23 protein-coding genes are annotated in these 24324 nt (G+C 72.2%); 12 read left to right on the forward strand and 11 right to left on the reverse strand.

The window, feature by feature from the left end:
• The 5 genes from ABZV06_RS20880 to ABZV06_RS20900 form a co-directional block, all read left to right on the forward strand.
• Positions 1–916 (forward strand): PD-(D/E)XK nuclease family protein (locus ABZV06_RS20880; RefSeq protein WP_355623484.1); only part of this gene is annotated, 916 nt, incomplete at its 5' end.
• 55 nt (positions 917–971) lie between these two features.
• Positions 972–4424 carry an ATP-dependent DNA helicase gene (locus ABZV06_RS20885; RefSeq protein WP_355623487.1) on the forward strand — a complete coding sequence of 1151 codons (3453 nt, stop codon included), beginning with the start codon at positions 972–974 and terminating at the stop codon, positions 4422–4424.
• 227 nt (positions 4425–4651) lie between these two features.
• Complete coding sequence (locus ABZV06_RS20890; RefSeq protein ID WP_101369720.1) at positions 4652–4855, forward strand: cold-shock protein; 204 nt, start codon at positions 4652–4654, stop codon at positions 4853–4855.
• A 223-nt stretch (positions 4856–5078) separates the two neighbouring features.
• Positions 5079–6392 carry a DEAD/DEAH box helicase gene (locus ABZV06_RS20895; protein WP_355237119.1) on the forward strand — a complete coding sequence of 438 codons (1314 nt, stop codon included), beginning with the start codon at positions 5079–5081 and terminating at the stop codon, positions 6390–6392.
• A gap of 229 nt (positions 6393–6621) precedes the next feature.
• Entirely contained in the window at positions 6622–6822 is a 201-nt protein-coding gene (locus ABZV06_RS20900; protein ID WP_355237122.1) for a hypothetical protein, read from the forward strand.
• Between the two features lie 250 nt (positions 6823–7072).
• Here ABZV06_RS20900 and ABZV06_RS20905 read toward each other — a convergent pair whose 3' ends face one another.
• Genes ABZV06_RS20905 through ABZV06_RS20920 form a run of 4 tightly spaced genes read right to left on the reverse strand, consistent with a single transcriptional unit; the run spans position 7073 to position 10226 of the window.
• Entirely contained in the window at positions 7073–7510 is a 438-nt protein-coding gene (locus ABZV06_RS20905) for an Rrf2 family transcriptional regulator (protein ID WP_355623490.1), read from the reverse strand.
• A 1-nt stretch (position 7511) separates the two neighbouring features.
• Positions 7512–8396 carry an ABC transporter permease gene (locus ABZV06_RS20910; protein WP_355237127.1) on the reverse strand — a complete coding sequence of 295 codons (885 nt, stop codon included), beginning with the start codon at positions 8394–8396 and terminating at the stop codon, positions 7512–7514.
• Complete coding sequence (locus ABZV06_RS20915) at positions 8386–9165, reverse strand: ABC transporter ATP-binding protein (RefSeq protein WP_355237130.1); 780 nt, start codon at positions 9163–9165, stop codon at positions 8386–8388. The genes ABZV06_RS20910 and ABZV06_RS20915 overlap by 11 nt, the downstream gene beginning before the upstream one ends.
• Positions 9162–10226, reverse strand: coding sequence for an ABC transporter substrate-binding protein (locus tag ABZV06_RS20920; protein WP_355237133.1), 1065 nt, complete (start codon positions 10224–10226; stop codon positions 9162–9164). The genes ABZV06_RS20915 and ABZV06_RS20920 overlap by 4 nt, the downstream gene beginning before the upstream one ends.
• Positions 10227–10535: 309 nt before the next feature.
• Between ABZV06_RS20920 and ABZV06_RS20925 the strand changes: the two genes are divergently transcribed.
• The 3 genes from ABZV06_RS20925 (at position 10536) to nudC (ending at position 14219) form a co-directional block, all read left to right on the forward strand.
• Positions 10536–11846, forward strand: a complete 1311-nt coding sequence (locus ABZV06_RS20925) for a pitrilysin family protein (RefSeq protein WP_355623493.1) — start codon at positions 10536–10538, stop codon at positions 11844–11846.
• Entirely contained in the window at positions 11843–13186 is a 1344-nt protein-coding gene (locus ABZV06_RS20930) for a pitrilysin family protein (protein ID WP_355623496.1), read from the forward strand. Before ABZV06_RS20925 ends, ABZV06_RS20930 begins: the two co-directional genes overlap by 4 nt.
• A gap of 73 nt (positions 13187–13259) precedes the next feature.
• Positions 13260–14219 (forward strand): NAD(+) diphosphatase, encoded by a 960-nt coding sequence (nudC, locus tag ABZV06_RS20935; protein WP_355237142.1) that lies wholly within the window; start codon positions 13260–13262, stop codon positions 14217–14219.
• Between the two features lie 126 nt (positions 14220–14345).
• Here the strand turns inward: nudC and ABZV06_RS20940 are convergent, their stop codons facing one another.
• The 3 genes from ABZV06_RS20940 to ABZV06_RS20950 all read right to left on the reverse strand — a co-directional run bounded on the left by ABZV06_RS20940 (position 14346) and on the right by ABZV06_RS20950 (position 16127).
• Complete coding sequence (locus ABZV06_RS20940; protein ID WP_355237145.1) at positions 14346–14621, reverse strand: hypothetical protein; 276 nt, start codon at positions 14619–14621, stop codon at positions 14346–14348.
• A gap of 211 nt (positions 14622–14832) precedes the next feature.
• Complete coding sequence (locus ABZV06_RS20945; RefSeq protein ID WP_355237147.1) at positions 14833–15072, reverse strand: DUF397 domain-containing protein; 240 nt, start codon at positions 15070–15072, stop codon at positions 14833–14835.
• 74 nt (positions 15073–15146) lie between these two features.
• Complete coding sequence (locus tag ABZV06_RS20950; protein WP_355237149.1) at positions 15147–16127, reverse strand: helix-turn-helix transcriptional regulator; 981 nt, start codon at positions 16125–16127, stop codon at positions 15147–15149.
• Between the two features lie 216 nt (positions 16128–16343).
• Here ABZV06_RS20950 and ABZV06_RS20955 point away from each other — a divergent pair, with 216 nt between their 5' ends.
• Positions 16344–17633 carry an MFS transporter gene (locus tag ABZV06_RS20955; RefSeq protein WP_355623499.1) on the forward strand — a complete coding sequence of 430 codons (1290 nt, stop codon included), beginning with the start codon at positions 16344–16346 and terminating at the stop codon, positions 17631–17633.
• Between the two features lie 63 nt (positions 17634–17696).
• Here the strand turns inward: ABZV06_RS20955 and ABZV06_RS20960 are convergent, their stop codons facing one another.
• Positions 17697–17939 carry a mycoredoxin gene (locus tag ABZV06_RS20960; RefSeq protein WP_355050572.1) on the reverse strand — a complete coding sequence of 81 codons (243 nt, stop codon included), beginning with the start codon at positions 17937–17939 and terminating at the stop codon, positions 17697–17699.
• Positions 17940–18032: 93 nt separating this feature from the next.
• Between ABZV06_RS20960 and ABZV06_RS20965 the strand changes: the two genes are divergently transcribed.
• The 3 genes from ABZV06_RS20965 to ABZV06_RS20975 all read left to right on the forward strand — a co-directional run bounded on the left by ABZV06_RS20965 (position 18033) and on the right by ABZV06_RS20975 (position 21067).
• Positions 18033–20198, forward strand: coding sequence for an ATP-dependent DNA helicase UvrD2 (locus tag ABZV06_RS20965; RefSeq protein ID WP_355623501.1), 2166 nt, complete (start codon positions 18033–18035; stop codon positions 20196–20198).
• Positions 20199–20320: 122 nt separating this feature from the next.
• Positions 20321–20572 (forward strand): hypothetical protein, encoded by a 252-nt coding sequence (locus tag ABZV06_RS20970; protein ID WP_355237158.1) that lies wholly within the window; start codon positions 20321–20323, stop codon positions 20570–20572.
• 129 nt (positions 20573–20701) lie between these two features.
• Positions 20702–21067, forward strand: a complete 366-nt coding sequence (locus ABZV06_RS20975; RefSeq protein ID WP_139582271.1) for a WhiB family transcriptional regulator — start codon at positions 20702–20704, stop codon at positions 21065–21067.
• A 293-nt stretch (positions 21068–21360) separates the two neighbouring features.
• Here ABZV06_RS20975 and ABZV06_RS20980 read toward each other — a convergent pair whose 3' ends face one another.
• The 3 genes from ABZV06_RS20980 to ABZV06_RS20990 form a co-directional block, all read right to left on the reverse strand.
• A complete protein-coding gene (locus ABZV06_RS20980) occupies positions 21361–22707 on the reverse strand; it encodes an AarF/ABC1/UbiB kinase family protein (RefSeq protein ID WP_355237162.1) in 1347 nt (448 codons plus the stop codon).
• Complete coding sequence (locus tag ABZV06_RS20985; RefSeq protein ID WP_355623504.1) at positions 22704–23816, reverse strand: hypothetical protein; 1113 nt, start codon at positions 23814–23816, stop codon at positions 22704–22706. The genes ABZV06_RS20980 and ABZV06_RS20985 overlap by 4 nt, the downstream gene beginning before the upstream one ends.
• Positions 23817–24024: 208 nt before the next feature.
• On the reverse strand, positions 24025–24192 hold the full coding sequence (locus tag ABZV06_RS20990) for a DUF5679 domain-containing protein (protein WP_007464795.1): 168 nt from the start codon (positions 24190–24192) through the stop codon (positions 24025–24027).
• Positions 24193–24324: the final 132 nt, after the last annotated feature.

Below are 24324 nucleotides of genomic sequence, written 5' to 3' on the forward strand. Positions count from 1 at the left end.
CGCCGCGGCCGCCGAGCTGGCGCGGCTCGCCGCCGCCGGAGTGCCCGGCGCGCACCCCGACGACTGGTGGGGCCTGCGCGCGCTCTCCGACGACCGGCCACTCGTCGACGACGGGGAGCCGGTGCGGGTCACGCCGTCGGCGATGGAGAGCGCGCTGCGGTGCAGCCTGCGTTGGCTGTTGGAACGGCACGGCGGCAGTGGTCCGACCAGCACCGCGCAGGGTGTGGGCAACCTCGTGCACGCGGCCGCGATGCTCGCCGAGGACGCCAGCGCCGACCGGGGGGCTCTGCTCGACTACGTGGCCGCCCGGTTCGACGCGATCGAGTTGGCCGCCCGGTGGATGGCCGGCCCCGAGCGGGAGCGCGCCGAGGCGATGGTCGACAAGTTGCTGCGCTGGCTGGCCACCAACCCGCGCCGGCTGCTCGCCATCGAGCACGAGTTCGCGGTGCGCCTGGACGATCCGCAGCGCCCGATCGACCTGACCGGACGGGTCGACCGGCTGGAGGTCGACGAGGCCGGCCGGCTGGTGGTGATCGACCTCAAGACCGGCAAGTCGACCGCGGTCACCGGCAGCGAGCTGGCCGAGCATCCGCAGCTCGGCGCGTACCAGGCGGCGGTGGAGGCGGGCGCGTTCCCCGAGTTCGGCGACGAGTCCGGCGGTGCGGCGCTGGTGCAGCTCGGCACCACCGCGAAGGACGCCCGGGAGCAGAACCAGCCCGCGGCGGGCGAGGGCCCCGCGGCCGGCTGGGCGACGGCGCTGGTCCGGCGGACCGCCGATACGATGGCAGCCGCCACGTTCGCCGCGGTGGCCAACTCGAAGTGCCGGGTCTGCCCGGTGCGGACCAGCTGCCCGGTCTCCGGGCAGGGACGCCAGGTGGTCGAGCCGCCGACCGTCCGTTCTCCGGACAATCCGTGAGGGCGAGGAGTGAGCCGGTGTTGCGAGCCCCGCAGTCTCGAACTGAGACAACACAGTGACCCAGCCCACCCTGTTCGGCGCGGGTCCCGCGCCGACGCCCCGGCTCGCGGACTCCGGCCCCCGGTACACGCCCGTGGAGCTGGCCAAGCTGCTGCGGTTGCCGGCGCCCACCCGGGAACAGGCCGCGATCATCGCCGCCCCGGTGGAGCCGCTGCTCGTGGTGGCGGGCGCCGGGTCGGGCAAGACCGAGACGATGGCCGCGCGGGTGGTCTGGCTGGTGGCCAACTCGTACGTGCGGCCGGAGCAGATCCTCGGGCTGACGTTCACCCGCAAGGCGGCCGGTGAGCTGGCGCATCGGGTCCGTACCCGACTCGACCAACTGATCCGCAGGGTCGGCCGGCAGGACCGCGACCGGCTCGACGACCCGCTCGCCGGTGAGCCCACCGTCTCCACCTACCACTCGTTCGCCGGGCGGATCGTCACCGAGCACGGTCTGCGGGCCGGCTACGAGCCGTCCACCCGGCTGCTGACCGAGGCGTCCCGCTGGCAGTTGGTCGATCTGCTGGTGCGCAACTACGACGGCGACATGTCCGAGGTGGACCGGATGCCGAGCACCATCACCGACGCGGTGCTGGCGCTCGCCGGGGAGTTGGACGAGCACCTGGTCGCCCCCGACGAACTGGCAGCCTGGACCGGCCGGTTCTTCGCCGAGGTGCAGTCGCGTCCCGGCCGGGTGTACGCCGACGTACGCAAGGCGCTCACCCTGCAACAGACCCGGCTGCGTCTGCTGCCGCTGGTGCGGGCGTACGCCCGACGCAAGGTGGACTTCGAGGCGATGGACTTCGCCGACCAGCTCGCCCGGGCGGCCCGGGTGGCCCGGGATCACCCGGCGGTCGGCGAGATCGAGCGGGACCGCTTCCGGGTGGTGCTACTCGACGAGTACCAGGACACCAGCCACGCCCAGGTGGTGCTGCTCAACGCGCTGTTCGGCGGCGGGCACCCGGTGACGGCGGTGGGTGACCCGTGCCAGTCCATCTACGGCTGGCGCGGGGCCAGTGCCGGCACCCTGGACCGGTTCCCCACCGAGTTCGCCAGGACCGACGGCGAGCCCGCGCCGGCGCTCGGGTTGACCACCAGTTGGCGTAACCGTCCGGAGATCCTGCGGGTGGCGAACGCGCTGTCGACGCCGCTGCGCGCGGCCGGCGCGCGGGTGCCGGAGCTGCGGTCCGCGCTGACCGTCCGGGAGCCGATTCCGCACCGCAGCCCCGGCGGGGCGGCCGGTGGCACGGTGCACTGCGCGCTGCTGCACACGTACGCCGACGAGGCCGCGTGGATCGCCGACAGCGTGCTCGCCGCCTGGCGTGGCGCTGCCCGGATGCCCGGCGCGGCACCGGAGCACATCCCGGTGGCGCAACGCCCGACGACGGCCGTGCTGGTCCGCGTCCGCAGCCAGATCCCGGCGATCGAGTCGGCACTGCGCGAGCGTGGCCTGCCGGTGGAGGTGGTCGGGCTCGGTGGCTTGCTCGACACCCCCGAGGTCCGGGACGTGGTGTGCACGCTGCGGGTGCTGGCCGACCCGACCGACGGAGCCGCGCTGCTGCGGTTGCTCACCGGCGCCCGGTGGCGGATCGGGCCGCGGGACCTGGTGGCGCTGCACCGACGGGCGCGGGGCATCGCTAAGGCCCGCCAACAGGTGGCCGCCGACGAGGACTCGGACATCAGCCCCGACCTGCTGGACGAGGCGACCCTGGTGGAGGCGTTGGCCGATCTCGGGCCGGCGCAGGCGTACTCGGCGGAGGGGTTCGCGCGGCTGCGGGCGTACGGCATGGAGTTGGCGCTGCTGCGCTACCGGTTGGATCAGGCGTTGCCGGATCTGATCGCGGACATCGAGCGGACCATCGGCCTGGACGTGGAGGTCGCGGTGCGTGCCGGCCGCGACGGCGCGGGCGACGCCGGCCTGGCGCGGGGTCACCTGGACGCCCTGGCGGACGTGGCGGCCCGCTTCAGCGGGGAGACGCCCGGCGCGACGCTGTCCGGCTTCCTGTCCTACCTGGCCGCCGCCGAGGACGAGGAGCGCGGCCTCGCCCCGGGCGAGGTCGAGGTCGTGGAGGGCGCGGTGCAGGTGGTCACCGCGCACGCCGCAAAGGGGCTGGAGTGGGACGTGGTGGCGGTGGCCGGTCTGTGCCGCGGGTCGTGGCCCGGGCCGGTGCGCAACTCCGACCACTGGCTGGGCGGTCTGGGCGTACTGCCGTTCCCTCTGCGTGGCGACGCCGACGGGCTGCCGGAGCTGGCGCTCGACGAGGCGGTCGACCAGCGTGCCGTGGCCCGGGCGGTGGCCGACTTCACCGACGCGTGGCGGGCCCACGACGAGCGGGAGGAGCGCCGGCTGACGTACGTCGCGGTCACCCGGCCACGCCGGCTGCTGCTCTGCTCCGGTTACTGGTGGGGGGAGGGCACGAAGCGACCGCGAGGTCCGTCGGTCTTCCTGCGCGAGGTGTACGACGCCTGCCTGGACGGCGGCCCCGGTCACCTGATCGACGCGTGGGCACCGGAGCCCACCCCGGACACCGCGAACCCGACGGCCGAGGTGGTGCTCCGCGCGGAGTGGCCGGCCGACCCGCTGGGTGGCCGCCGGCCGGCGCTGGCCGAGGCCGCCGGACTGGTCCGCCGGCTGATGACCGACGGCCCGGCCTCGGCGGCGCTCGGGCCGGTGGGGCCGGTGCTGGCCGGGCCGGTGCCGTCTCGGTCGGACGACGAGCCGGTGGAGCAGGTCGAGCCGACCGGCCCGGAGGCCAGCACGGAGGCCGATCCGGAGGTGGCGCGCTGGCGGCAGGAGGCCGACCTGCTGCTGGCCGAGCGGGCCGAGCTGACCCGGCTCTCCGGCGCGGTCGAGGTGGCTTTGCCCGGGCAGCTGAGCGTCACCCAGTTGGTGGCGTTGCGGCGTGACCCGGCGGCGCTGGCGCGTACGCTGCGCCGGCCGGTGCCCACCGAACCCAACCCGTACGCCCGCCGGGGCACCGCCTTCCACGCCTGGCTGGAACAGCGTTTCGGTGCCGACCGGTTGCTGGACCTGGACGAGCTGCCGGGCGCGGCCGACGCGGACGCCGCGCCGGACGAGGCGCTGGTCGAGCTTCAGGAGCGTTTCCTGGCCAGCGAGTGGGCCAACCGGGTGCCGGTCGAGGTGGAGGTGCCGTTCGCCACGGTGATCGCGGGTGTGGTGGTCCGGGGACGGATGGACGCGGTCTTCGCCCGTCCGGGCGACCGGTTCGACGTGGTCGACTGGAAGACCGGCGCACGTCCCGCCGGGCCGGCCGCGGATGTGGCGGCGGTGCAGTTGGCCGTGTACCGGCTGGCCTGGGCCGAGCTGGCCGGCGTCCCGGTCGAGCGGGTGGGCGCGGCGTTCCACTACGTGCGGGACGGGGTCACGGTCCGTCCGACCGATCTGCTGGACGTGACCGGGCTCACCGCCATGATCGCTCATTTGCCCGTGGATTCCAGCCGAGTTTGACCATCACGGGGAAATCCGTGGTAGGTTGACCGGGTTGCAGTTTTGGTTACCAGAGACTCTGTGTGCGCCTGGCGGGAATTGTGGCCCCAGGCGCTCTTTGTTGTGTCCGGAGTTCTCCGGGCGGGGCGACCAGAAGCGACAGGCGATTCGCGCATCCCCGCGCGGAGCGCTCCTCTTCGGGCACGCAACAAGTGCGCGTCCGACGTTCCGTCAAGGAGACGAAACACATGGCTATTGGCACCGTGAAGTGGTTCAACGCTGACAAGGGCTTCGGCTTCATCACCCCGGACGGCGGCGGCGCTGACGTCTTCGCCCACTTCTCGGCGATCCAGTCCTCCGGCTACCGGAGCCTGGACGAGAACCAGCGGGTCGAGTTCGAGGTGACCCAGGGCCAGAAGGGCCCGCAGGCGGAGAACATCCGCCCGATCTGATCTTCGGATCGGTCAGTATTACCTGTCGCGCCCTCCGGGTGTGACGGTGACGGGACCGGCCCGCCTCGCCGCCGCCTGCCTCCGCAGGCGGCGGCCCGGCGGCGGGCCGGCCCGTACTCCAATCGGTTCGTGCTTGTGAGTCCTGGCTGCCTTGTGCCGCCGGTTGACAGCGCCGACTTCGGCGCCCTCCCTCGACACGTTCCGCGTCGAGGAAGGCTTCTGCGTGACCACAGTTATTCCGTCTTTCGCCCACACCGGTCTGGCGCCGGCGTTGCTGAGCGCGCTGACCGCGCAGGGCATCACCGAGCCGTTCCCGATCCAGACGGCGACTCTTCCGGACTCGCTCGCGGGTCGGGACGTGCTCGGCCGGGGTCGTACCGGCTCGGGTAAGACGCTCGCCTTCGGGCTTCCCCTGCTCTCGCGCACCGCCGGCCGTAAGGCCCGGCCGGGTCGCCCGCTGGCCCTGGTGCTGGTGCCGACCCGGGAGCTGGCGCAGCAGGTGACCACCGCGCTTGCCCCGTACGCCCGCGCCGTCGGTCTGCGCTGCGCCACAATCGTCGGCGGGTTGTCGTTGCAGCGCCAGGCGGACGCGCTGCGCGCCGGCGCCGAGGTGGTCGTAGCCACCCCCGGCCGGCTGCACGACCTGATCAACCGCGGCGACGCCCGGCTCGACCAGGTCGAGATCACCGTGCTGGACGAGGCCGACCAGATGGCCGACATGGGCTTCCTGCCGCAGGTGACCAAGCTCCTGGAGCAGGTCGCCCCGCAGGGTCAGCGGATGCTCTTCTCCGCCACCCTGGACGGTGGTGTGGATCGGCTGGTCCGCCGCTTCCTCAGCAGCCCGGTGACCCACTCGGTCGACCCCGGCACCGCCACGGTCACCGCGATGACCCACCACGTGCTGCACGTCGACGCGCTCGACAAGCCCGACGCGTTGACCCGTATCGCCGCCCGTGAGGGTCGCACCATCCTCTTCATGGGGACCAAGCACCGCGCCGACCGGCTCGCGCGCCAGTTGCTCTCCAAGGGTGTACGCGCCGCCGCGCTGCACGGCGGCAAGTCCCAGCCGCAGCGCACCCGCATCCTGGAGCAGTTCCGCAACGGTCAGGTGACCGCCCTGGTCGCCACGGACGTGGCGGCCCGGGGCATCCACGTGGACGGCCTCGACATGGTCGTCAACGTGGACCCGCCGACCGAGGCGAAGGACTACCTGCACCGGGGTGGCCGGACGGCCCGTGCCGGCGAGTCCGGCTCGGTGGTGACGCTGGTCCTGCCCGAGCAGCGTCGGGACATGTCCCGCCTGATGGCCGTCGCCGGCATCCGGCCGGAGTCGGTCCAGGTGCGCCCGGGCGACGGTTCGTTGGCCCGGGTGACCGGTGCCCGTGAGCCGTCCGGTGTGCCGGTCACCATCGCCGCGCCGCCGGTGGCTGTCAGCCGGGGACGTACCGCCGGTGGCTCGACCTCGGACGGCGGCGCCCGCCCGGCGCACCGCGCGTCGGGCCGGTCCCGTCGCCCGCGCCGCCCGCGTACGGTCTGATCCCTTCCGCACGTCACCGACCCGTCCCGCTTCGGCTGGGCGGGTCGGTTCGTTCCGTGCCACCGCCGCAGCCCGTTCACCTCGGGATGCTTCCGCCGGCTGGCCGTTCGGTTGAATCGGTAATCAGCCTCAAATGGGTCGGCTGGCCGACTGTGCCCCGCTGCACGGTGGTCGAAGCTGACCAGCGGGGGGAGCCGGGCGGGGGACCCGGCACGGGGGAGGAGTGACCATGGCGGGGGAAGTCGGCTCGGGGGCCCTACGCGAATTGATCCTGGTGGTCGCGGTCGGGCTCGCCGGGCTGCTCCTCGCCATGGTCGCGGCCTTCGGACCCTGGCATGCCACCACGGCGGGCAACGCGCCCGCCGGTCTGGTGGAGCTGCGCACTCCCGGCGACCTGGGCTCCGGCCCGACGGTCGAGCACCGGGGCTGAGCGGCGACCGGCCGACCGGTGCCGGCGGAGGGGCAGGCGCGGTCAGGATCGGTACGAAGGTGTGGTCGGGCCGGCGGGGCACCGGCCCGACCACACCGCCTTCGTGCGCGGGTGCGCTCGGGTCAACCAACTCGTCGATCTTGCACTTTCGGTCGCCGATCTGCGGTGATACACCCCTTTTATCGCCGCAGAAAGTGCAAGATCGCGGGGCGGGGCTGGGTGGGGCTGGGCGGGGTGGGGTGGGGCTGGGTCAGGGGGCGGCGGGGGTTTGGTTGTGGGCCAGCAGGTCCGCCAGGGTGGTGCTGTCGACGACCGTGGCGATCGCCCCGTGCACCGCCAGCCAGACGTCGGTGAGCCCGGCGGCCACCCCGTGATAGCCGGCCCGCTCGGCCGGCAGACCGCGCACGGTGGTCAGTGACCCGCCGACCGCGCGCAGCACGTCCCCGACCGTGATCTCGGTGGCCGGCCTGGTCAGCGCGTACCCGCCGTCGGCGCCCCGGTGGCTGTACAGCAGGCCGGCCCGGCGCAGGTCGAGCAGGATGCCCTGCAGGAAGCTGAGCGGGATCTCCTGTACCTCGGCCAGGTTGCCTGCCTTCACCAGCTCGCCGACACCGTCGCCGCCCGGTGCGGCGGCGGCGACGGCGAGCATCGCCCGGAGCGCGTAGTCGCTGCGCGCGGAGACGTACACCTCACTGACCAGCCTGGTCCAGTACGCCCCAACGACGGCGGATCGCCTTGTCCGCCGCGCCGAACGCGGCGTCGACGACCAGACCGACGACCAGAATCACGATCATGGTGGAGAGCAGCCACGGCGCGTCGGACAGCTCGCGGGAGTAGGTGAGCTGCGCGCCGAGCGAGGTCTGCGAGATGCCGACCACGAGCAGCTCGCCGGCCATCAGACTGCGCCAGGAGAACGCCCAGCCCTGCTTGAGGCCCGCGACGATCGCCGGCAGCGCGGCTGGTGCGATCACGTACCGGTAGAGATTGAGCCCGCGAGCGCCCAGGTTGCGACCGGCGCGCAGCAGCAGTGGTGGCACGTAGTCCACGCCGGAGATCACGCCGTTGGCGATCGACGGCGCCGCGCCGAGCACCACCACGAAGAAGATCGCCTTCTCGCTCAGTTCGAACAGCAGGATGGCCAGCGGGAACCAGGCGATCGACGGCATGGTCTGCAACGCGGTGATCATCGAGCCGATGGCGGCGCGCAGCACCGTGGACCGGGCCACCGCGAGACCCAGGAGCAGGCCGACGGCGACCGAGAAGACGTACCCGAGGGCCGCTCGGCGCAGCGTCGTGACCAGACCCTCCCAGAGCTGCGGACCCTGGGCCTGGGTGAGCAGCTCGCGGCCGACGACCAGCGGGCCCGGCAGGGAGTACGGCGGCTTCCAGCCCGACCAGACCACCACCTGCCAGGCGAGGATGGCGATGGCCAGCGCGGCGAGCTTGGGCCAGGTGGCGGCCCAGAGCCGGGTGCCCCGGGAGACCTCCTTCTCCCGGCCGGCGATCTCCAGCGCGTCCAGTCCGGTGATCTCCGCATCGCTACGCGCGGTGCTGGTGAGGGTGTCACTGGCCATGGCGGCCCACCTCCGTACGCAGTCGTTCGGTGACCTCGGCGGCGATGGCGGCGACCTCGGGAGAGTCGATCCGTCGTGGACGAGGGATGTCCACCTCGGCGGAGTAGATGATCCGGCCGGGGCGACTGGAGAGCAGGATGATGCGGTCGGCCAGCCGGGCGGCCTCACGGACGTTGTGCGTGACGAACAGCACCGAGAGTCGGCGCTCGGACCAGATCCGTTCCAGCTCGTCGTGCAGGATGTCGCGGGTCATGGCGTCCAGGGCGCCGAACGGCTCGTCCATCAGCAGCACCGGCGTGTCCAGGGCCAGGGTGCGGGCCAGCGCGACCCGCTGGCGCATCCCGCCGGACAGTTCGTGCGGACGCTTGCGGCCGAACTCGGCCAGGTGCACCGTGCGCAGCAGTTCGGCCACCCGGTCGCGGCGCTCGGCGCGGGGAAGGCCGCGCAACTTGAGGGGCACCTCCACGTTGGCCTCGACGGTCAGCCAGGGGAACAGCGCCGGCTCCTGGAACATCAGCCCCGGGCTGGCGCCACCGGCGATGCCGATCTCGCCGCCGCTGGGACGGTCCAGGCCGGCCACCAGGTTGAGCAGCGTGCTCTTGCCGCAGCCGGACGCGCCGACGAGGCAGACGAACTCGCCCGGCGCCACGTCGAGGGAGACCCCGTCCAGGGCCAGTACGGCGTTCGCGCCGCGTCCGTACACCTTGGTCACGCCGGAGAGCGCGACCGAGGTGGTCGCGCTCTGCGGCGTCGTCGTGGTCGACGTCATGGCTGGGTGACCTCGGGCTTGCCGGCCGCCTTGAGCGACTTGTTGAGGTAGGTCAGGTCGTACAGGCCCTTGAGGTCGACGGGCTCGGTGAGCTTGACCTCGACGGCGTGGTCGAGTCCGGCCTTGAGGGACGTGGCGATCGGGTCGTTGGTGAACTCCAACGTCGGCCACGCCTGCTTGATCAGCTTGAGGTCGAGCGGCTTGCCGGTGATCTTGCCGATCGCGTCGGAAATGGCCTGCTGGGCCTCGTCCGGCTTGCTGTTGACGAACTCGTTCGCGGCGACCTGGCCGTCGACCAGCTTTTGCACCACGTCCGGGTGCGCCTTGAGGAACTTGGTGCTGACCAGCAGGTTGGTGATGACGAACTTCTTGTCCGGCCACAGGTCCCGCTCGTCAACGAGCACCTTGCCGCCGGCGTTGACAAGCCGGGACACGAACGGCTCGGGTACCCAGGCGGCGTCGATCGCGCCGCTGCTGAACGTCTCCACCGTCTGGGCGTTCTCCTGCGGCACGATCTTCACGTCGCCGCCGCCCTCCTTGGTGGTGGTCAGCCCCTGCTGCTTGAGCCAGTAGCGGACGGCCACGTCCTGCGTGTTACCGAGCTGCGGGGTGGCGACCTTCTTGCCCTTGAGGTCCTGCGGCCCGTTGATGCCGGGCTTGACGACCAGCGCCACGCCTCCGGAGGCGGCGCCGGAGACCACCCGGACGGCCTCGCCCTTGGACTTCGAGAACGCGTTGACGGTGGGGTTCGGGCCGATGTAGGTCGCGTCCAGCGCTCCGGAGAAGACGGCCTCGATGGCGGCCGGGCCGGCGTTGAAGGTCTTCGGTTCCAGCTTGACGTCGGCGCCGAGCTTCTCGGCGAAGATGCCCTTCTCCACGCCGACGACGGCCGGCGCGTGGGTGATGTTGGGGAAGTAGCCGAGCCGCAGGGTCACCGGGCCGGAGCCGCCCCCCGCGCCCTCGCTGTCGTCGCCACACGCGGCGGTGCTGCCCAGGGTCGCCGCGCCGAGGGCGGCGAGGGTGGTCAGGGTGACCAACCGGCGCAGGGGGAGCCGTCTCATCGTCCATCCAATCCGCAGTATTCCTACTTACTTGGTAGGAAGACTGGGCCAGGCCTCCGTCAGCGTCAAGGCCCATCCACATGCCGGGAAGGGGCGTCTCAGTTATGTCGGCATTTCCTACCGTCTTGATGGGTCAAGTCCGCCGACTCGGCCGGCCCGGACTGCCCCTTCGCGGCCGAGTGGTGCTCATCGTCCCCAGCGGGCGCGACCCGTCGACGCGGTGACGACCGCTGCGATTCGCCAGACCGGTGACGGCGGCTCCGCCGAGGTCGGCGGTGGCGAACGGGCCGACACGCTAGGGTCGATCCCGTGGCGGCGCGGAGATCCAGAATTCCAGCGACGAAGTACCCGGTCGAGCGGTTCACCCTCGACAACGGCCTGCGGGTGGTCCTCACCCCCGATCGCAGTGCCCCGGTGATCGGGGTGGCGGTGGTCTACGACGTCGGCATCCGATCCGAACCCCAGGGGCGTACGGGTTTCGCGCATCTCTTCGAGCACCTGATGTTCCAGGGCTCGGAAAATCTGGAGAAGCTGGCCCACTTCCGCCACGTGCAGGGTGCCGGTGGCACCTTCAACGGCTCGACCCACCTGGACTACACCGAGTACTTCGAGACGCTGCCGAGCAACGCGCTGGAGCGCGCTCTGTTCCTCGAGGCGGACCGGATGCGGGCACCCCGCCTGACCGAGGAGAACCTGCGCAACCAGGTCGACGTGGTCAAGGAGGAGATCCGGGTCAACGTGCTCAGCCGGCCGTACGGTGGCTTCCCCTGGTTGACCCTGCCGCCGGTCATGTTCGACACGTTCCCGAACGCCCACGACGGCTACGGCTCGTTCGACGATCTGGAGTCGGCCACCGTCGCCGACGCCGCCGACTTCTTCCGTCGCTACTACGCCAGCGGCAACGCGGTCCTGGCCGTCAGCGGTGACATCGACGTGGCCGAGGCGACCGAGCTGGTGAACCGGCACTTCGGCGACGTGCCGGCCCGGCCCGCGCCACAGCGGCCCGACTTCACCGAGCCCGACCTGACCGCCGAGCGGCGCAGCTCGTACACGGACGCCCTGGCACCGTTGCCGGCGGTGGCCGGCGCGTGGCGGGTGCCCGACCCGATCGGCGACTTCGCCGGCTACCTGCCGTACGTGGTGCTGGCCGAGGTGCTCACCGACGGCGAAGCGTCCCGACTGGTCGAACGCCTGGTGCAGCGCGACCGCACGGTGACCAGCCTGGGTGGCTACCTCAGCTTCATGGGCGACCCGTTCGACGTGCGTGACCCGACGGCGTTGCTGTTGCAGGCACATCTGCCGCCCGGCGGCGACGTGGACAAGGTGCTGCGCACCGTCGACGAGGAACTGGACCGGCTGGCGACCGACGGGCTGACGGACGGTGAGCTGGCCCGCACCCAGGCGCGGATGGCCACCCACCTGCTCCGCGACACCGACGCGGTGCTCGGCCGGGCCCTGCGGATGGCCGTCCTGGAGCAGCAACGCGGCGAGCCGGGCCTGCTCAACGACCTGCCCCGACTGGTCGGCGACGTCACCGAGGAACAGGTCCGCGCCGCTGCGGCCACCCTGCTCCCGGAGCGCCGGGCGATGGTCGAGGTCATCCCCGGAGGTACCCGATGACGACCACCGCCACCGCCGGGCCGCGTACGTTGCCCGCGCTCGGCCCCACCCGCAAGCTCAAGGTGCCCAAGCAGGCCGAGCGCACACTGCGCAACGGGCTGACCGTGATCGCCGTACGCCGGCCCGCCGTGCCCCTGGTGGAGCTGCGGCTCTGGGTGCCGTTCGGCCGCGCCCACCTGGCGCGCGCCGCGATGCTCTCGCAGACCATGCTCTCCGGCACCGAGTCGATGACCAGCGTGCAGCTCGCCGCCGAGTTGCAGAAGGTGGGCGGCGGGCTCTCCGCGGGCGTCGATCCGGACCGACTGATGATCTCCGGCGCGGGCCTGGTCACCGGCCTGGACCGGATGTTGGAGCTGCTGGCCGAGGTGTTGACCGGTGCCAGCTACCCCGGCGACGAGGTGGCCGCCGAACGGGACCGGCTGATCGACCGGATCCAGGTCGCGCAGAGTCAGCCGTCGCACCTGGCCCGGGAAGCGTTGTTGAAGAGGATCTACGGGCGGCACCCGTACGCCACGCAGACCCCGGAGCCGGGCCAGCTCCGCGGCGTACGCCCGGCGGCACTGCGCAGCCTGCACACCGAGCGCGTGCACCCCGCCGGCGCACAGCTGGTGGTGGTCGGGGACGTGCAGCCGGAGAAGGCCCTGGACGCGGTCGAACGGGCGCTCGCCGGGTGGACCGGGGCCGGGCGTACGGCCAACCTGCCGGCCACCCCGCCACTTGAGCCGGGGCCGCTGCTGCTTGTCGACCGGCCCGGCTCGGTGCAGTCCTCGCTGCGGGTCGCGCTGCCCGCCGTGCCGCGCACCGACCCCGACCACGCGGCGCTGCAACTGGCCAACCTGATCTTCGGCGGCTACTTCTCGTCCCGCTGGGTGGAGAACATCCGCGAGGACAAGGGCTACACGTACGGCCCGCACTCGGTGGTCGAGCATTCGGTGGCCGGGTCGGTGCTGGTCGCCGGCGCCGAGGTGGCCACCGAGGTCACCGGTCCGGCGCTACTGGAGACCATGTACGAGCTGGGTCGTCTGGCGACGCTGCCGCCGAAGCTCGAGGAGTTGGAGCAGGCCCGCCAGTACGCCCTGGGCACCCTCCAGCTCGGCATGGCCACCCAGGCGGGTCTGGCCGCGCTGACCAGCGCGTACGCCGGGAACGGCCTGCGTCTGGAGTTCCTCGCGGAGTACGCGGCCCGACTGGCGAAGGCGACCGTCGACGATGTGGCGCGGGTTGCCGCCCACTACCTCGCGCCCGCCCGGGCGGCGGTGGTCGTCCTCGGCGACGCCGAGCGGGTCACCCCGGGGCTGGCCGCGCTGATGCCGGTCCACACCGAGCCGGTGCAGCCGTGAGGCGGGACGGTCACGGCACGTCCGGCCGTGTCGCCCAGCGCCGCGGCTGGGCGGCGACCAGCGGAGCGACGACGTGAGCGGCGAGGCCGCGCCACCGCTGGCGCGTTCGACGTTGGATCGGGCCGCGCACCGGCGGGGTGACGCGCAGTGGTTGACCGAGGCATGGCTGCGCGGACGGATACTGCTGCTCGACTCGACCGATGACGGGCGGACGCTCGCGCGTACCGACGTGTCGCCCCCGACGCTGGTGCTGTTCGACGCCGCCGACGTGCCGGCCGGCGCCGAGTCGACCGCGATGTTCCTCGGTGTCGAGCCGGACGGGGTGCCGGTGTTCGCGCTCGACACGCCGCTGCCGGCGGTGTCGGGCACCCGAGCGGTCAACCTGCGGGAGGTGGGCCACCTGCTCGGCGACCGGGAGGCCGGCATCTTCACCACCGCCCTCGCGCTGCTGAACTGGCATACCCGGCACGGCTACTCGTCGGCGACCGGCGCGCCGACGGTGATGGACGAGGCCGGCTGGTCGCGGGTGGATCGCAACGGCGGCCGGATCTGGCCGCGCACCGACCCGGCGATGATCGTGCTGGTGCACGACGGCGTCGACGGCCCCGACGGCCGCTGCCTGCTTGGCAACAACGCCGGCTGGCCGGGGACCCCGGGCGGGCGGCGCTACTCCTGCCTGGCGGGCTACGTCGAGCCGGGGGAGTCGGCGGAGGCCGCCGTGCTGCGCGAGGTCCGCGAGGAGGTGGGCATCGGGGTCGAGCGGATCGGGTACGTCGGCAGCCAGGCCTGGCCGTTCCCGGGTTCGCTGATGCTGGGCTTCCTGGCCACGGCCGATCCGGCGGACCCGGTGCGGGTCGATCCGTCCGAGATCGCGTACGCCCGGTGGTTCACGCGGGACGAGATCGGGGCGGCGTGCGCGGGGCGGACGGTGGACGTGGGGGACGGCGCCCGGCTGATCCTGCCGCCGCCGTCGTCGATCGCGTTGTTCCTCGTCCACCGTTGGCTGGACGGCTGGGTGGACGCCGGGCGTTGAGCACGGTCCCGGCCCGTGGCCGACGTTGCCGCGGCGGTCACGGGCCGGGAACACGGGCCGCCGTGGTCGGTGGGAGCGAATGACGCGGCGGGGGAGCCGAGCCGACCACGACGGACGTCTGGTGGGTCAGGTACCGGTCCGGCCGGGTCTGCGCCGGAAGGCGGGCCGCACTTCGCTGAGCGGAAGGACCTTGACCCGTTGCTTGCCTGCTCGTACCGCGCCGACTGTGGACAGGGCCCGGGCCAGCAGTAACGCGGCGTCCCGGTCCTCGGCGTGGACGGTCTGCCGGCGCGGCTCGGGTGTGGTCGTCTCGTCGCGGAGGCGATGGCCGTCCGCCCAGGCGGCGGCGATGTCCCCGTCGGCGACGGTGCGGATGTCGGTGCGAACGATCAGGAACCGCATAAGGGTCTCCGGATGAACCGCGACGGATGAGCCAGTGTGGAAGTTCCACGTTTCGTGGGTCATGTTACGCCCCGTGTTCATCCCAGCAAGTGAAACGCGCCTATTGGTTTCGAGCCTCGTCCGATCGGCGGATGCCTGGTCAGTGGGGTCGCCGACGGATACGACGGCGGGGCCGCCGGCATTGTGCCGACGGCCCCGCCTCAGTGGAGGATCAGTTCAGATCGAACTGGCCCGTCTTCGCTCCAGCGATGAAACCGAGCCAACCGGCCCGGTTGAACAGCAGCACCGGGCCGCCCCGGTCCTTGCTGTCGCGCAGCGCGACCGCCGACGGGCCGCTGCCCAGCGGTGCGACCTCCACGCAGTTGGAGGTCTGGCTGCGTGTGCTGGTACGCCACGGGGCGTCCGCCAGCGAACTGGCGGAGACGGACGGCGTGTGGTGGATGTCGTTCATGGCTCTGCTCCTGGTGTGAACCGATCCAATGGGACGAGTGGTGCCGCACGTCCCGACGGATGGTCCCCCGTGGATCACCGGTCCGTCAGCCGCCCCGAATCACGGCGGCGTTGGGTCGGCGCCGTTGCCGGCCCGAACGCCACTGTGGATGCGGGGCCCGCCCCGGTCAGCCGTCCCGTCGCCTCGATCAGCCAGGAGAGGGTGTCCGAGGCGTTCAGTGCCGCCGTGCATAGCCACTCGAACACTACTTTATAGCGATTTAGCGTGATTGACTCGGTCGACATGACGTCGGTGAACCCCCCTTCGATGGCCAATGTCTCCGGATCGAGTGGATCGGCGAACCGATAGAGGGAGAAGGCGGTCGGCGGAAGGTACCAATCGCCGACCTGCGTGTCCCGCGGAAGCACGTGCAGCGTCACGTTCGGCAGCAGGGCCAGCTCGCACAGCTGGTGCAGCTGCTCGTGCAGCACCTCGGGCGGGCCGGCCCGACGGCCCAGAGCCGCCTCCTCCAGCACGGCCGTGTAGCTCGGCGCGTGCGGCTCGCGCGTCAGCAGGGTCTGACGAGCCAACCGCGCCCGTACCTCGGTCTCCAGCTCGTCCGCCGGCTCGGGCTCGCCGGCGCCCTCGCCCACCCGGCGGGCCGAGAGGAGGCGGACCCGCGCGTACCCGGCGGTCTGTAGCAGGCCCGGCACCAGCACCGGGTTGTACTCGGAGATCTCCGCGCAGCCCGCCTCCAACTCGGCCCAGCTGCGCTGCTGCTGCGTCATCACCGGAAAGTTCTTCAACCAGCCGCGCATGTCGCCGGCCTCACCGGCGATCCCGAGCAACTCCTCGCGCGCCGCGGCGTCGGCGCCGTAGAGGTCCAGCAGGACGCCGACGTCCTGCGGGTCCGGTCTGCTGCGGCCGTTCTCCAGGCGTGACAGTTTGGACGCGGACGCCCAACCGATCCGTTCGATGACCTGGTCGCCGGTGAGGCCCGCGGTCTCGCGCAGGCTGCGCAGTTCGATGCCCAACCGTCGACGACGCATGATTGGGCTGGGTGCGGCAGGAGGCACAGTGTCCTCTTTCCCGTCGTCCGCCGCAGACGCGACGGTAACTGTATGAAATTCGCCCCCCACGGTCAGTATGGACGGCGCGACCGGTGTCGGAGGTTCCGGCGGGGGCGTGTCTTACCAAAAATGGACCACGGGTACGCCGGACGATGACGGACCCGCGGTCCCAGCCCCGTCGACCGCGCCCAGCCGGGCACGCCACCCTGCCGGAGGGACCCCATGCGCACCGTCCTGCGCCGACCCGACTTCCGCCTGCTGTTCGGCGGCCTGCTGGCCAGCATGACCGCCGAGTCGATCCTGCTGCTCGCGCTCGCCATCTGGGTCAAGGACCTGACCGGCTCCAACGGGCTCGCCGGCGGCATCATCTTCGCCGTCGTCGCTCCGATGACGACGGCGCCACTGGTCGGTTGGTTCGTCGACCGGTACCCGCGCCGGCCCTTCTTCGTGGCCGCGAACGTCGTCACCGCGCTGCTGCTCGTGCCGCTGTTCACCGTCCGCGACGCGAACGACGTCTGGCTCGTCTATCTGGTCGCCGCCCTGTACGGGCTGTCGTCCATCACGCTCGGCGCGGCGCTCAGCGGACTAATCCGGCAACTGGTGCCCGTGGACCTGCTGGCCGAGGCCAACGGCGTGCTGCAGACCGTACGCCAGGGGTTGCGGTTGATCGGCCCTCTGGCCGGCGCGGCGCTCTACGCGGCGCTCGGTGGATGGGCGCTGGCCAGCATCGGCATGGTCGGCTTCGTGACCGCCGCCGCGGTGGTGACCGCGGTGCCGAGCCCGGCGCAGTCGTCGCCCACCGTACGGCTGCGCTGGCCCGCCGAGCTGGGCGCGGGCCTGCGGCACCTGACCGGTGAGCCGGCGCTGCGCCGGGCCCTCGTCGGCTACGGGCTCGGGTCGCTGGTGATGGGCTTCAGCGAGTCGTTGATCTTCGCGTACGTCGACCAGGGGTTGGACCGGGACGCCGCGTTCGTGGGCGTACTCGTGATGGTGCAGGGCGTCGGCGGCCTGTGCGGGGGGCTCTGCTCACCGGCCCTGGTCCGCCGGCTCGGCGAGGTCGGCACGCTGGCCGCCGGGGTGGCGTTCTTCGCGCCGGCCGCGCTCGCGCTCGCGTATCCCGAACTGCCGCTCGGGTTCGCGGCGGTGCTGCTGGCCGGCATCTCGCTGCCCCTGACGATGGTGGGTCTGCACACGCTGATCCAGCGGCGCACCCCACCCGACCTGGTCGGACGGGTGGCGGCGGCCACCCAGGCGCTGGTCAGCGGACCGCAGGCGCTCTCCATCGGCGCGGGCGCCCTCCTGGTCGGCGTCCTGGACTACCGGGCCCTGTTCGTGCTGGTCGGGGTGGCCACGCTGGCCGCCGGTGCCTACCTCTGGCGGGGCCGGCACCTGAGCGCGCCGTCCGGGGCGCCGACGTCGACGCCGCCGGCCCTGCCGGGGCCGCGCCGCCCGCTCGACGCCGGCATCGACGGGTCGGTGACCACGGCCACCCGGCGGCCGTTCCGGCGGTGACGGATGTCGGGAACGACGAACGGCCGCCCCGGAGGGCGGCCGTTCGAGTGTCGTACCGGGCGGTCAGGCGCCCAGCGTGGCCAGGTGCTGCTTGACCTGCGTGATCGAGGGGTTGGTCAGGGCGCTGCCGTCGTCGAAACGCAGCGTCGGCACCGTCTGGTTGCCGCCGTTGACGCTCATCACGAAGTCCGCGGCCTTCGGGTCCTGCTCGATGTCGACCACCTCATACCCGATGCCTTCCCGGTCGAGCTGCGACTTCAGCCGGTGGCAGTAGCCGCACCAGGGAGTGGAATACATCGTCAGCATGATCTGATCCTCCAGCTGCTCCGGCCGCCGGCTTGCCGATCAAGCCGAGGCTGTCCGCTACAACGCCCGGGGGAGCTGAGATGATTCCTGGTTGTGGGGGTTCACTCAGCGTCGGAAGGCGTACTCGCCGGGCTGGACCCGGAGCAGCGCTCCGCGGTGACCGCACCCGCCGGCCCGGTCTGCATCCTGGCCGGGGCCGGCACCGGCAAGACCCGCGCGATCACCTCCAGGATCGCCCACCGGGCGCTCACCGGTGAGATCTCGCCCCGGCACGTGCTCGCGGTCACCTTCACCGCCCGCGCCGCCGCCGAGATGCGACACCGTCTCACGCTGCTCGGGGCGCACGGTGTCCAGGCGCGGACCTTCCACGCCGCCGCACTGCGCCAGGTGCGCTACTTCGCCCCCCGCCTGCTGGCCGGCCGAGCCATGCCCGAGCTGCTGGACAGCAAGGTGCGGCTGGTCACTCTCGCCGCCGCCCGGGTCGGTCTGCGTACCGACCGGGCTGCCGCACGGGACCTGGCCGGCGAGATCGAGTGGGCCAAGTCGTCGCTCGTCGAACCGGGCGACTACGTCGTGGCGGCGGCCCGCGCGCTGCGTGACACGCCACACGAGCCGGCGAAGGTCGCCGATGTGTTCACCGCGTACGAGCAGCTCAAACGCTCCAACGGGGTGATCGACTTCGAGGACATGCTGCGGGCCGCGGTGTGGGGCATCGAGGAGCACCCGGACGTCGCCGAACAGGTCCGTGGCCAGTACCGGCACTTCGTGGTCGACGAGTACCAGGACGTCAACCCGCTCCAGCAGCGGCTGCTGGACGCCTGGCTGGGCGGCCGCGCCGACCTGACGGTGGTCGGTGACGCCAGCCAGACCATCTACTCGTTCACCGGGGCGACGTCGGCGTACCTGGTCGACTTCCCGCGCCAGCACCGGAACGCCACGGTGGTCCGGCTGGTTCGGGACTACCGCTCCACCCCGCAGATCGTCGGGCTCGCCAACGCCGTGATCTCTCAGGCTCGCGGCACCGAGGCGCGGCTGCGACTGGAGTTGAGCGGACAGCGTCCTCCGGGGCCGGAACCCGACCTGCGGATCTTCACCGACGAGCCGGCCGAGGCGAACGCGGTGGCCGCGCGCTGCCGGACGCTGATCGACGGGGGGACGCCGGCGAAGGAGATCGCCGTGCTGTTCCGGACCAACGCGCAGTCCGAGGCGTACGAGAAGGCGCTGACCGAGGCCGCCGTGCCGTACGTCGTCCAGGGCGCCGAGCGCTTCTTCGAGCGCACCGAGGTTCGCCAGGCGATGGTCGCCCTGCGCTCCGCCACCCGATCCATCCCGGGGGAGACGCCGCTGCCCGCCGCCGTCGTCGAGGCGCTCACCGCCGTCGGCTGGGCGCCGGACACGCCCCCGGCGGGCGGCGCCGCCCGCGAGCGCTGGGAGGCGCTGGCCGCGCTGGTCCAGCTCGCCGAGGAGTACGCGGCCATGCCCGAGGTGGTGCCGATCGGTGCGGCCGCCTCGGTGGAGCGCGCGGTCACCCTCACCGACTTCACCGAGGAGCTGGCACGCCGGGCCGCCCAGCAGCACGTGCCGACGGTGGACGGGGTCACGCTGGCATCGCTGCACTCGGCCAAGGGGTTGGAGTGGGATGCCGTCTTCCTGGTCGGCCTCGCCGAGGGCACCCTGCCCACCACGTACGCCAAGACGGTCGAGCACGTGGAGGAGGAGCGCCGGCTGCTCTACGTCGGGATCACCCGGGCCCGGCAGTGGCTCTGGCTGTCGTACGCCGCCGCGCGCTCGCCGGGCGGGCGGGCCCGACGGCCCTCGCGGTTCCTGCCCCAGCTCGACCGCTCCGGAGGCACCGAGCGGGCCGGTGCCTCCGCCGGTCCCGCACCCCGTCCCGAGCGGCGTCGGACGCAGATCGTGTCCTGCCGGATCTGCGGCGCCACCCTGCTCGCCGGCCCGGACCGGAAGCTCGGTCGCTGCCCCACCTGCCCGTCCGACATCGACGACGAGCTGCACGAACGCCTGCGCGAGTGGCGGCAGCGGGTGGCCGGCGCGCAGAAGGTCCCGGCGTACGTGGTGTTCACCGATGCCACGTTGACCGCGTTGGCCGAGCGGCGGCCCGGCCGGCCGGAGGAGTTGATCGCCATCGCCGGCATCGGCCCTCGCAAACTGGGCCTCTACGGCGAGTCGGTACTGGCGCTCGTGGGGGGCGCGGGGGTGGACGACGTCTGCCCGGAGAAAACTTTCGAAATCTCGTCGTAAATTCGTTTGCCCTCGCGCCCAGGCGAGGAATAGCCTCAGAACACACCACGCGAGCGGCGCCATTCCGGCTGCTCACGGGGGTTGGTCCAGTCGATTCGAGGAACGTGAGGGAGGTGGCCACCGTGGAGATCTTCACCTATGAGCGTCTGACGGCGATGCCGTCTGTCCACGCTCCGCTGTCGGCTGTCCGGGTGGCCCTTGCGGCCGCACGACCGTCGGTTCCGCAGGTGCACCAGGTTCAGGCCGAGCTGAACCTGACCGTTGCGCCGAATGCCGGAGTCGAGGGGACCAGTGGCATCACGGGCATGGGCATCGATGGCGCGAAGAAGCGCACGGATGTCCGCGGCGTTCCACCTCGAGGTAGACCGGTCTGAATCTCAGACACCGGCTCACCTCGAGGCCGCGGAACCCGTTACCGGGATCCGCGGCCTCAGTTTTTTGCCCCGCCGAAGTACGTCGGAATGCGATCCACGAGATCGAAGTGAGAGAGAGGTGACCGGGAGATGAGTCTGGCGTTGGCCCCCCTCGATGTGAGCGTCGAGCTGGAGGCGAACCTGCCCTGCCGGAAGTTCGACCCCGACCTGTGGTTCTCCGACTCGCCTGCCGAGCTCGAGTTGGCCAAGTCGCTCTGCGGGGACTGCCCGCTGCGCGTCGAGTGCCTGGCCGGAGCGGTGGAGCGAGCGGAGCCGTGGGGCGTCTGGGGCGGCGAGATCTTCGAGCGTGGCGCGGTCGTTCCGCGCAAGCGGCCCCGTGGCCGTCCGCGCAAGGAGGACGTCGCTCGTGACGCCGCGCTCCGGGTCGAGGCCGAGGCGCGCCTGGCGGCCAGTGGGCTGTCCGAGGTGCGTGGCGCGGTCCGGCTGGCAGCCTGACATGTTCCCGACCCGTTCCAACTACGCCGGTGACACACCGGCAGTGAGTGAGAAAACGATGTTGAACGTTCCGAGTGGAGCCTTCGAGATGCAACTACTCCACGAAGCGTTGACCAGGGCTCGAATGCGCCGGCCTCAGGCCGGTCGTACCACCACGAGCACTGAGGCAACCCGATCCGCCCGTACCGTCGCCATGAACAGCCGTAACCAGTCGGCGCGCGACCTGGGCATTCTCTAGTACCACCCCACGCAGAAGGGCGGGTGCCGACCGGCACCCGCCCTTCGTCACGTCCTCAGGCGACCGGCGCGAAGCCCGGCAGCCAGCGTTCCAGGATGCTTCGGTACGGGGCCTTGGCCTCCAACTGGCAGAGCACCCCGATCGAACCGAGCGTCACCCGGTGGATGAGCAGGTACGACGGTGGCAGGTTGAGCTGTCGGCTCAACTGGTAGGTGGGGGAGCGGGGGCTGGCCAGCCGTGCCGCCTCGGCCCGCAGCCAGGCCCGGCTGAACCGGAACCCGTCGGCGGCGATGGGCTCCAGCATCGGGCGGAGGAAATCGAGGACTCCCTCGGCGTCGATCTCGTCGGTGGCGCCGATGAACCCCTCGTCCCGGAGCCCTGCCACCACCCCGTCCGCGTCGCCGCGCAGAGCCCGCCCGGCGATGAGGCCGATCGGCTCCGGTGTGCCCTCCGGCATCCGGGCCACCGCGCCGAAGTCGATCACGCCGAGCCGGCCGTCGGGCAGGAGCCGGAAGTTTCCCGGGTGCGGGTCGGCGTGCAGCAGACCGGCCCGCTGGGGTGCGGAGAGGTGCAACGTCGCCATGAGCCGGCCGGCCTCGTCCCGCTGCTCCTCGGTGCCCTCGCGGATGATGTCGGCCAGCGGAGTGCCCGTCACCCACTCGGTGACCAGGACCCGGGGCGACGCGGAGACGACCTCCGGAATGAAGATCTCGTCGTCGTCGGCGTACGCCACGGCGAAGGTGCGCTGCGACTCGGCCTCCAGCTCGTAGTCCAGCTCCTCGGTGATCCGCTCACGCAACTCGACGAGGAGCGGCTTGACATCGAGGCCGGGTTGGATGGCCCGGAACATCCCGCCCAGCCGGGAGAGCTGCTTGAGGTCGGCGAGCAACGCGTCACCGGCGCCCGGATATTGAATCTTGACCGCCACGTCGCGGCTGTTCGGCTCGCCCGCCGGGCCGTACCCCGGCTCCCGCCACCGCGCCCGGTGCACCTGCCCGATGCTCGCCGCCGCAGCAGGGGTGTCGTTGAACTCGACGAACCGGTCGCGCCAGTCCGGGCCGAGCTGCTCGGCCAGCACCTTGTGCACGCTCGCGGCCGGCAGCGGCGGCGCGGCCTCCTGGAGCTTGGTCAGCGCCTGCCGGTACGGCGCGGCGATCTCTTCCGGCAGGGCCGCCTCGAAGACCGACAACGCCTGGCCGAACTTCATCGCCCCACCCTTGAGCTGCCCCAACACGCTGAACAGCTGTTCGGCGGTGCGCTGTTGGATCTCTGCCGAGATGACGTCGGAGGCGAGCCCGGTGACGCGCTTACCCATGCCGAGGACGGTCCGGCCGGCGAAGCCGAGCGGCAGAGCGGCGAGCTTGGCGGTCCGGGACACGGCCCGGCGCGGGATGTCGGTCACTTCGCCATTGTTACCGACCGGAGGGCTCCGCTGCTGCTGTGCGGCCGGGCTGGTGCGGACACCCGGCTCCGTGAACACTCACACGCGGGGTGCGGCGGCCAACCCCGGCGACGAAACCGGCCCGCGCCGGAGATCTCCATGGCACCCCCGAGCGTCTCGGGTTGGCCTCCGTCGAGGTGCGCCAGGGCCTCCGCCACCGCGTACCCGATCGCCGCGAACAGGGTGCCGGTCGCACCCGCTGCCACCGGCTGCGCCGCCGCCAGTTGGGCGGCGAGCCCTGGCCAGGCCGGGTCGCGGTCCGCTCGGTGCAGCTCGACGCAGCGCAGACACGGCCCGGCGGGTGGGCGCACCAACGGTCCGATCACCGGTACGCCCTCGTGAAGGGTCACCACCAGGTGCGGTTGGCGACGCTGGGCCAGGCCGGCGGCGAGCAGCGCGGGTGGACGGTCCGCGCCGAACTGGATCACCAGATCCACCCGGGCGGCCCGGACCGGGTGGGTGCCGGTGCCTGGCGCGACACGGTCGACCGCCGCCCGGATCGCCGGGGCCAACGGCTGACCCAACTCGGCGGCGGGAATGCCCGTCCCGACGAGGTCGATCGGTCGTACCAGGCCGCTGAGGTGCGGGATCACCTGCCCGACGCCGGCCTGGGCCAGCGCCACGGCCAGCGGGGCGCCGAGGGCTCCGGCCCCGGTGAGCAGCACCCGCGCCACCCGCCGGCGACGCAGGACCTGGGCCGGGGTGCCGGGTAGCCGGGCCGCGACCAGGGCCAACGCTCCGGCCTCGGCGGCGAGCCGGGTCCGGACGGGCCCGGTCAGGTCGCGTGGGAGCAGGGTGTGCGCCGGCACCAACAGGCCCGCCGTGCGCAGAGCGTCCAGCAGCGTACGCGCGTCGTCGGCGGGGACCTGGGCGGCGCTGGCCTCGACCAGCACGTCCCGTTCGCTGCGGCTGCCGTCCAGCAGATCGAGCAGGTGAGCGGTACGCGGATTGGTCAGCTCCACCAGCGCGGCGGGGCCGGGGCCCAGGCCGATCTGCAGCGTGTGTCGATCTCGCCAGAGCCGGCTGAGGCCGGGGACGAGCGTGGGGCGAGGCAGCGGGGTACGACTCATGGTGACGAATCGTGACCGCTTCCCTGCGCTGGGTCGATCGTTGTCCACAGGCGCTCGGGGTCGTATCCAGCCTTGTCCACAGGTTCTGCCGGGTTATCCACAGGCCGCGGCGCGTACTGTCGGCCACCCGACAAGCCCGTCTACGTTCTGGACGGCAACGGGGGCGGGACGGCCCTGTGGCCGTCCCGCCCCCGCAGATCCGAACGGGTCAGACCTTCGCCTTGCCGAGAATCCGGTTCACTGTTGTGCCGCATACCGGACATTTGCCCTTTGCCATGTTCATGCCGGTCTTCGAGACCTCCACGTGCCCCTCGAAGTCCCGCTTCTCCTTGCACTTCACGCAGTAACCGTTGTAGGTCTGGGCCTGGTCGGCCACGGTGCCCTCCTCGTCTCGTCCGCCGGTCAATACGGTTCCGGCGGAATGCCCGGCGGCGGACCACACGGGGCGCCGGCGCTGGGTCTTACTCCACGGCCACCTTCGTGACCGCTGGTTCGCGGACCCTACCCA

Source organism: Micromonospora sp. NPDC005172, assembly GCF_040608555.1.
In the GTDB taxonomy this organism is placed as follows: Bacteria; Actinomycetota; Actinomycetes; order Mycobacteriales; family Micromonosporaceae; genus Micromonospora.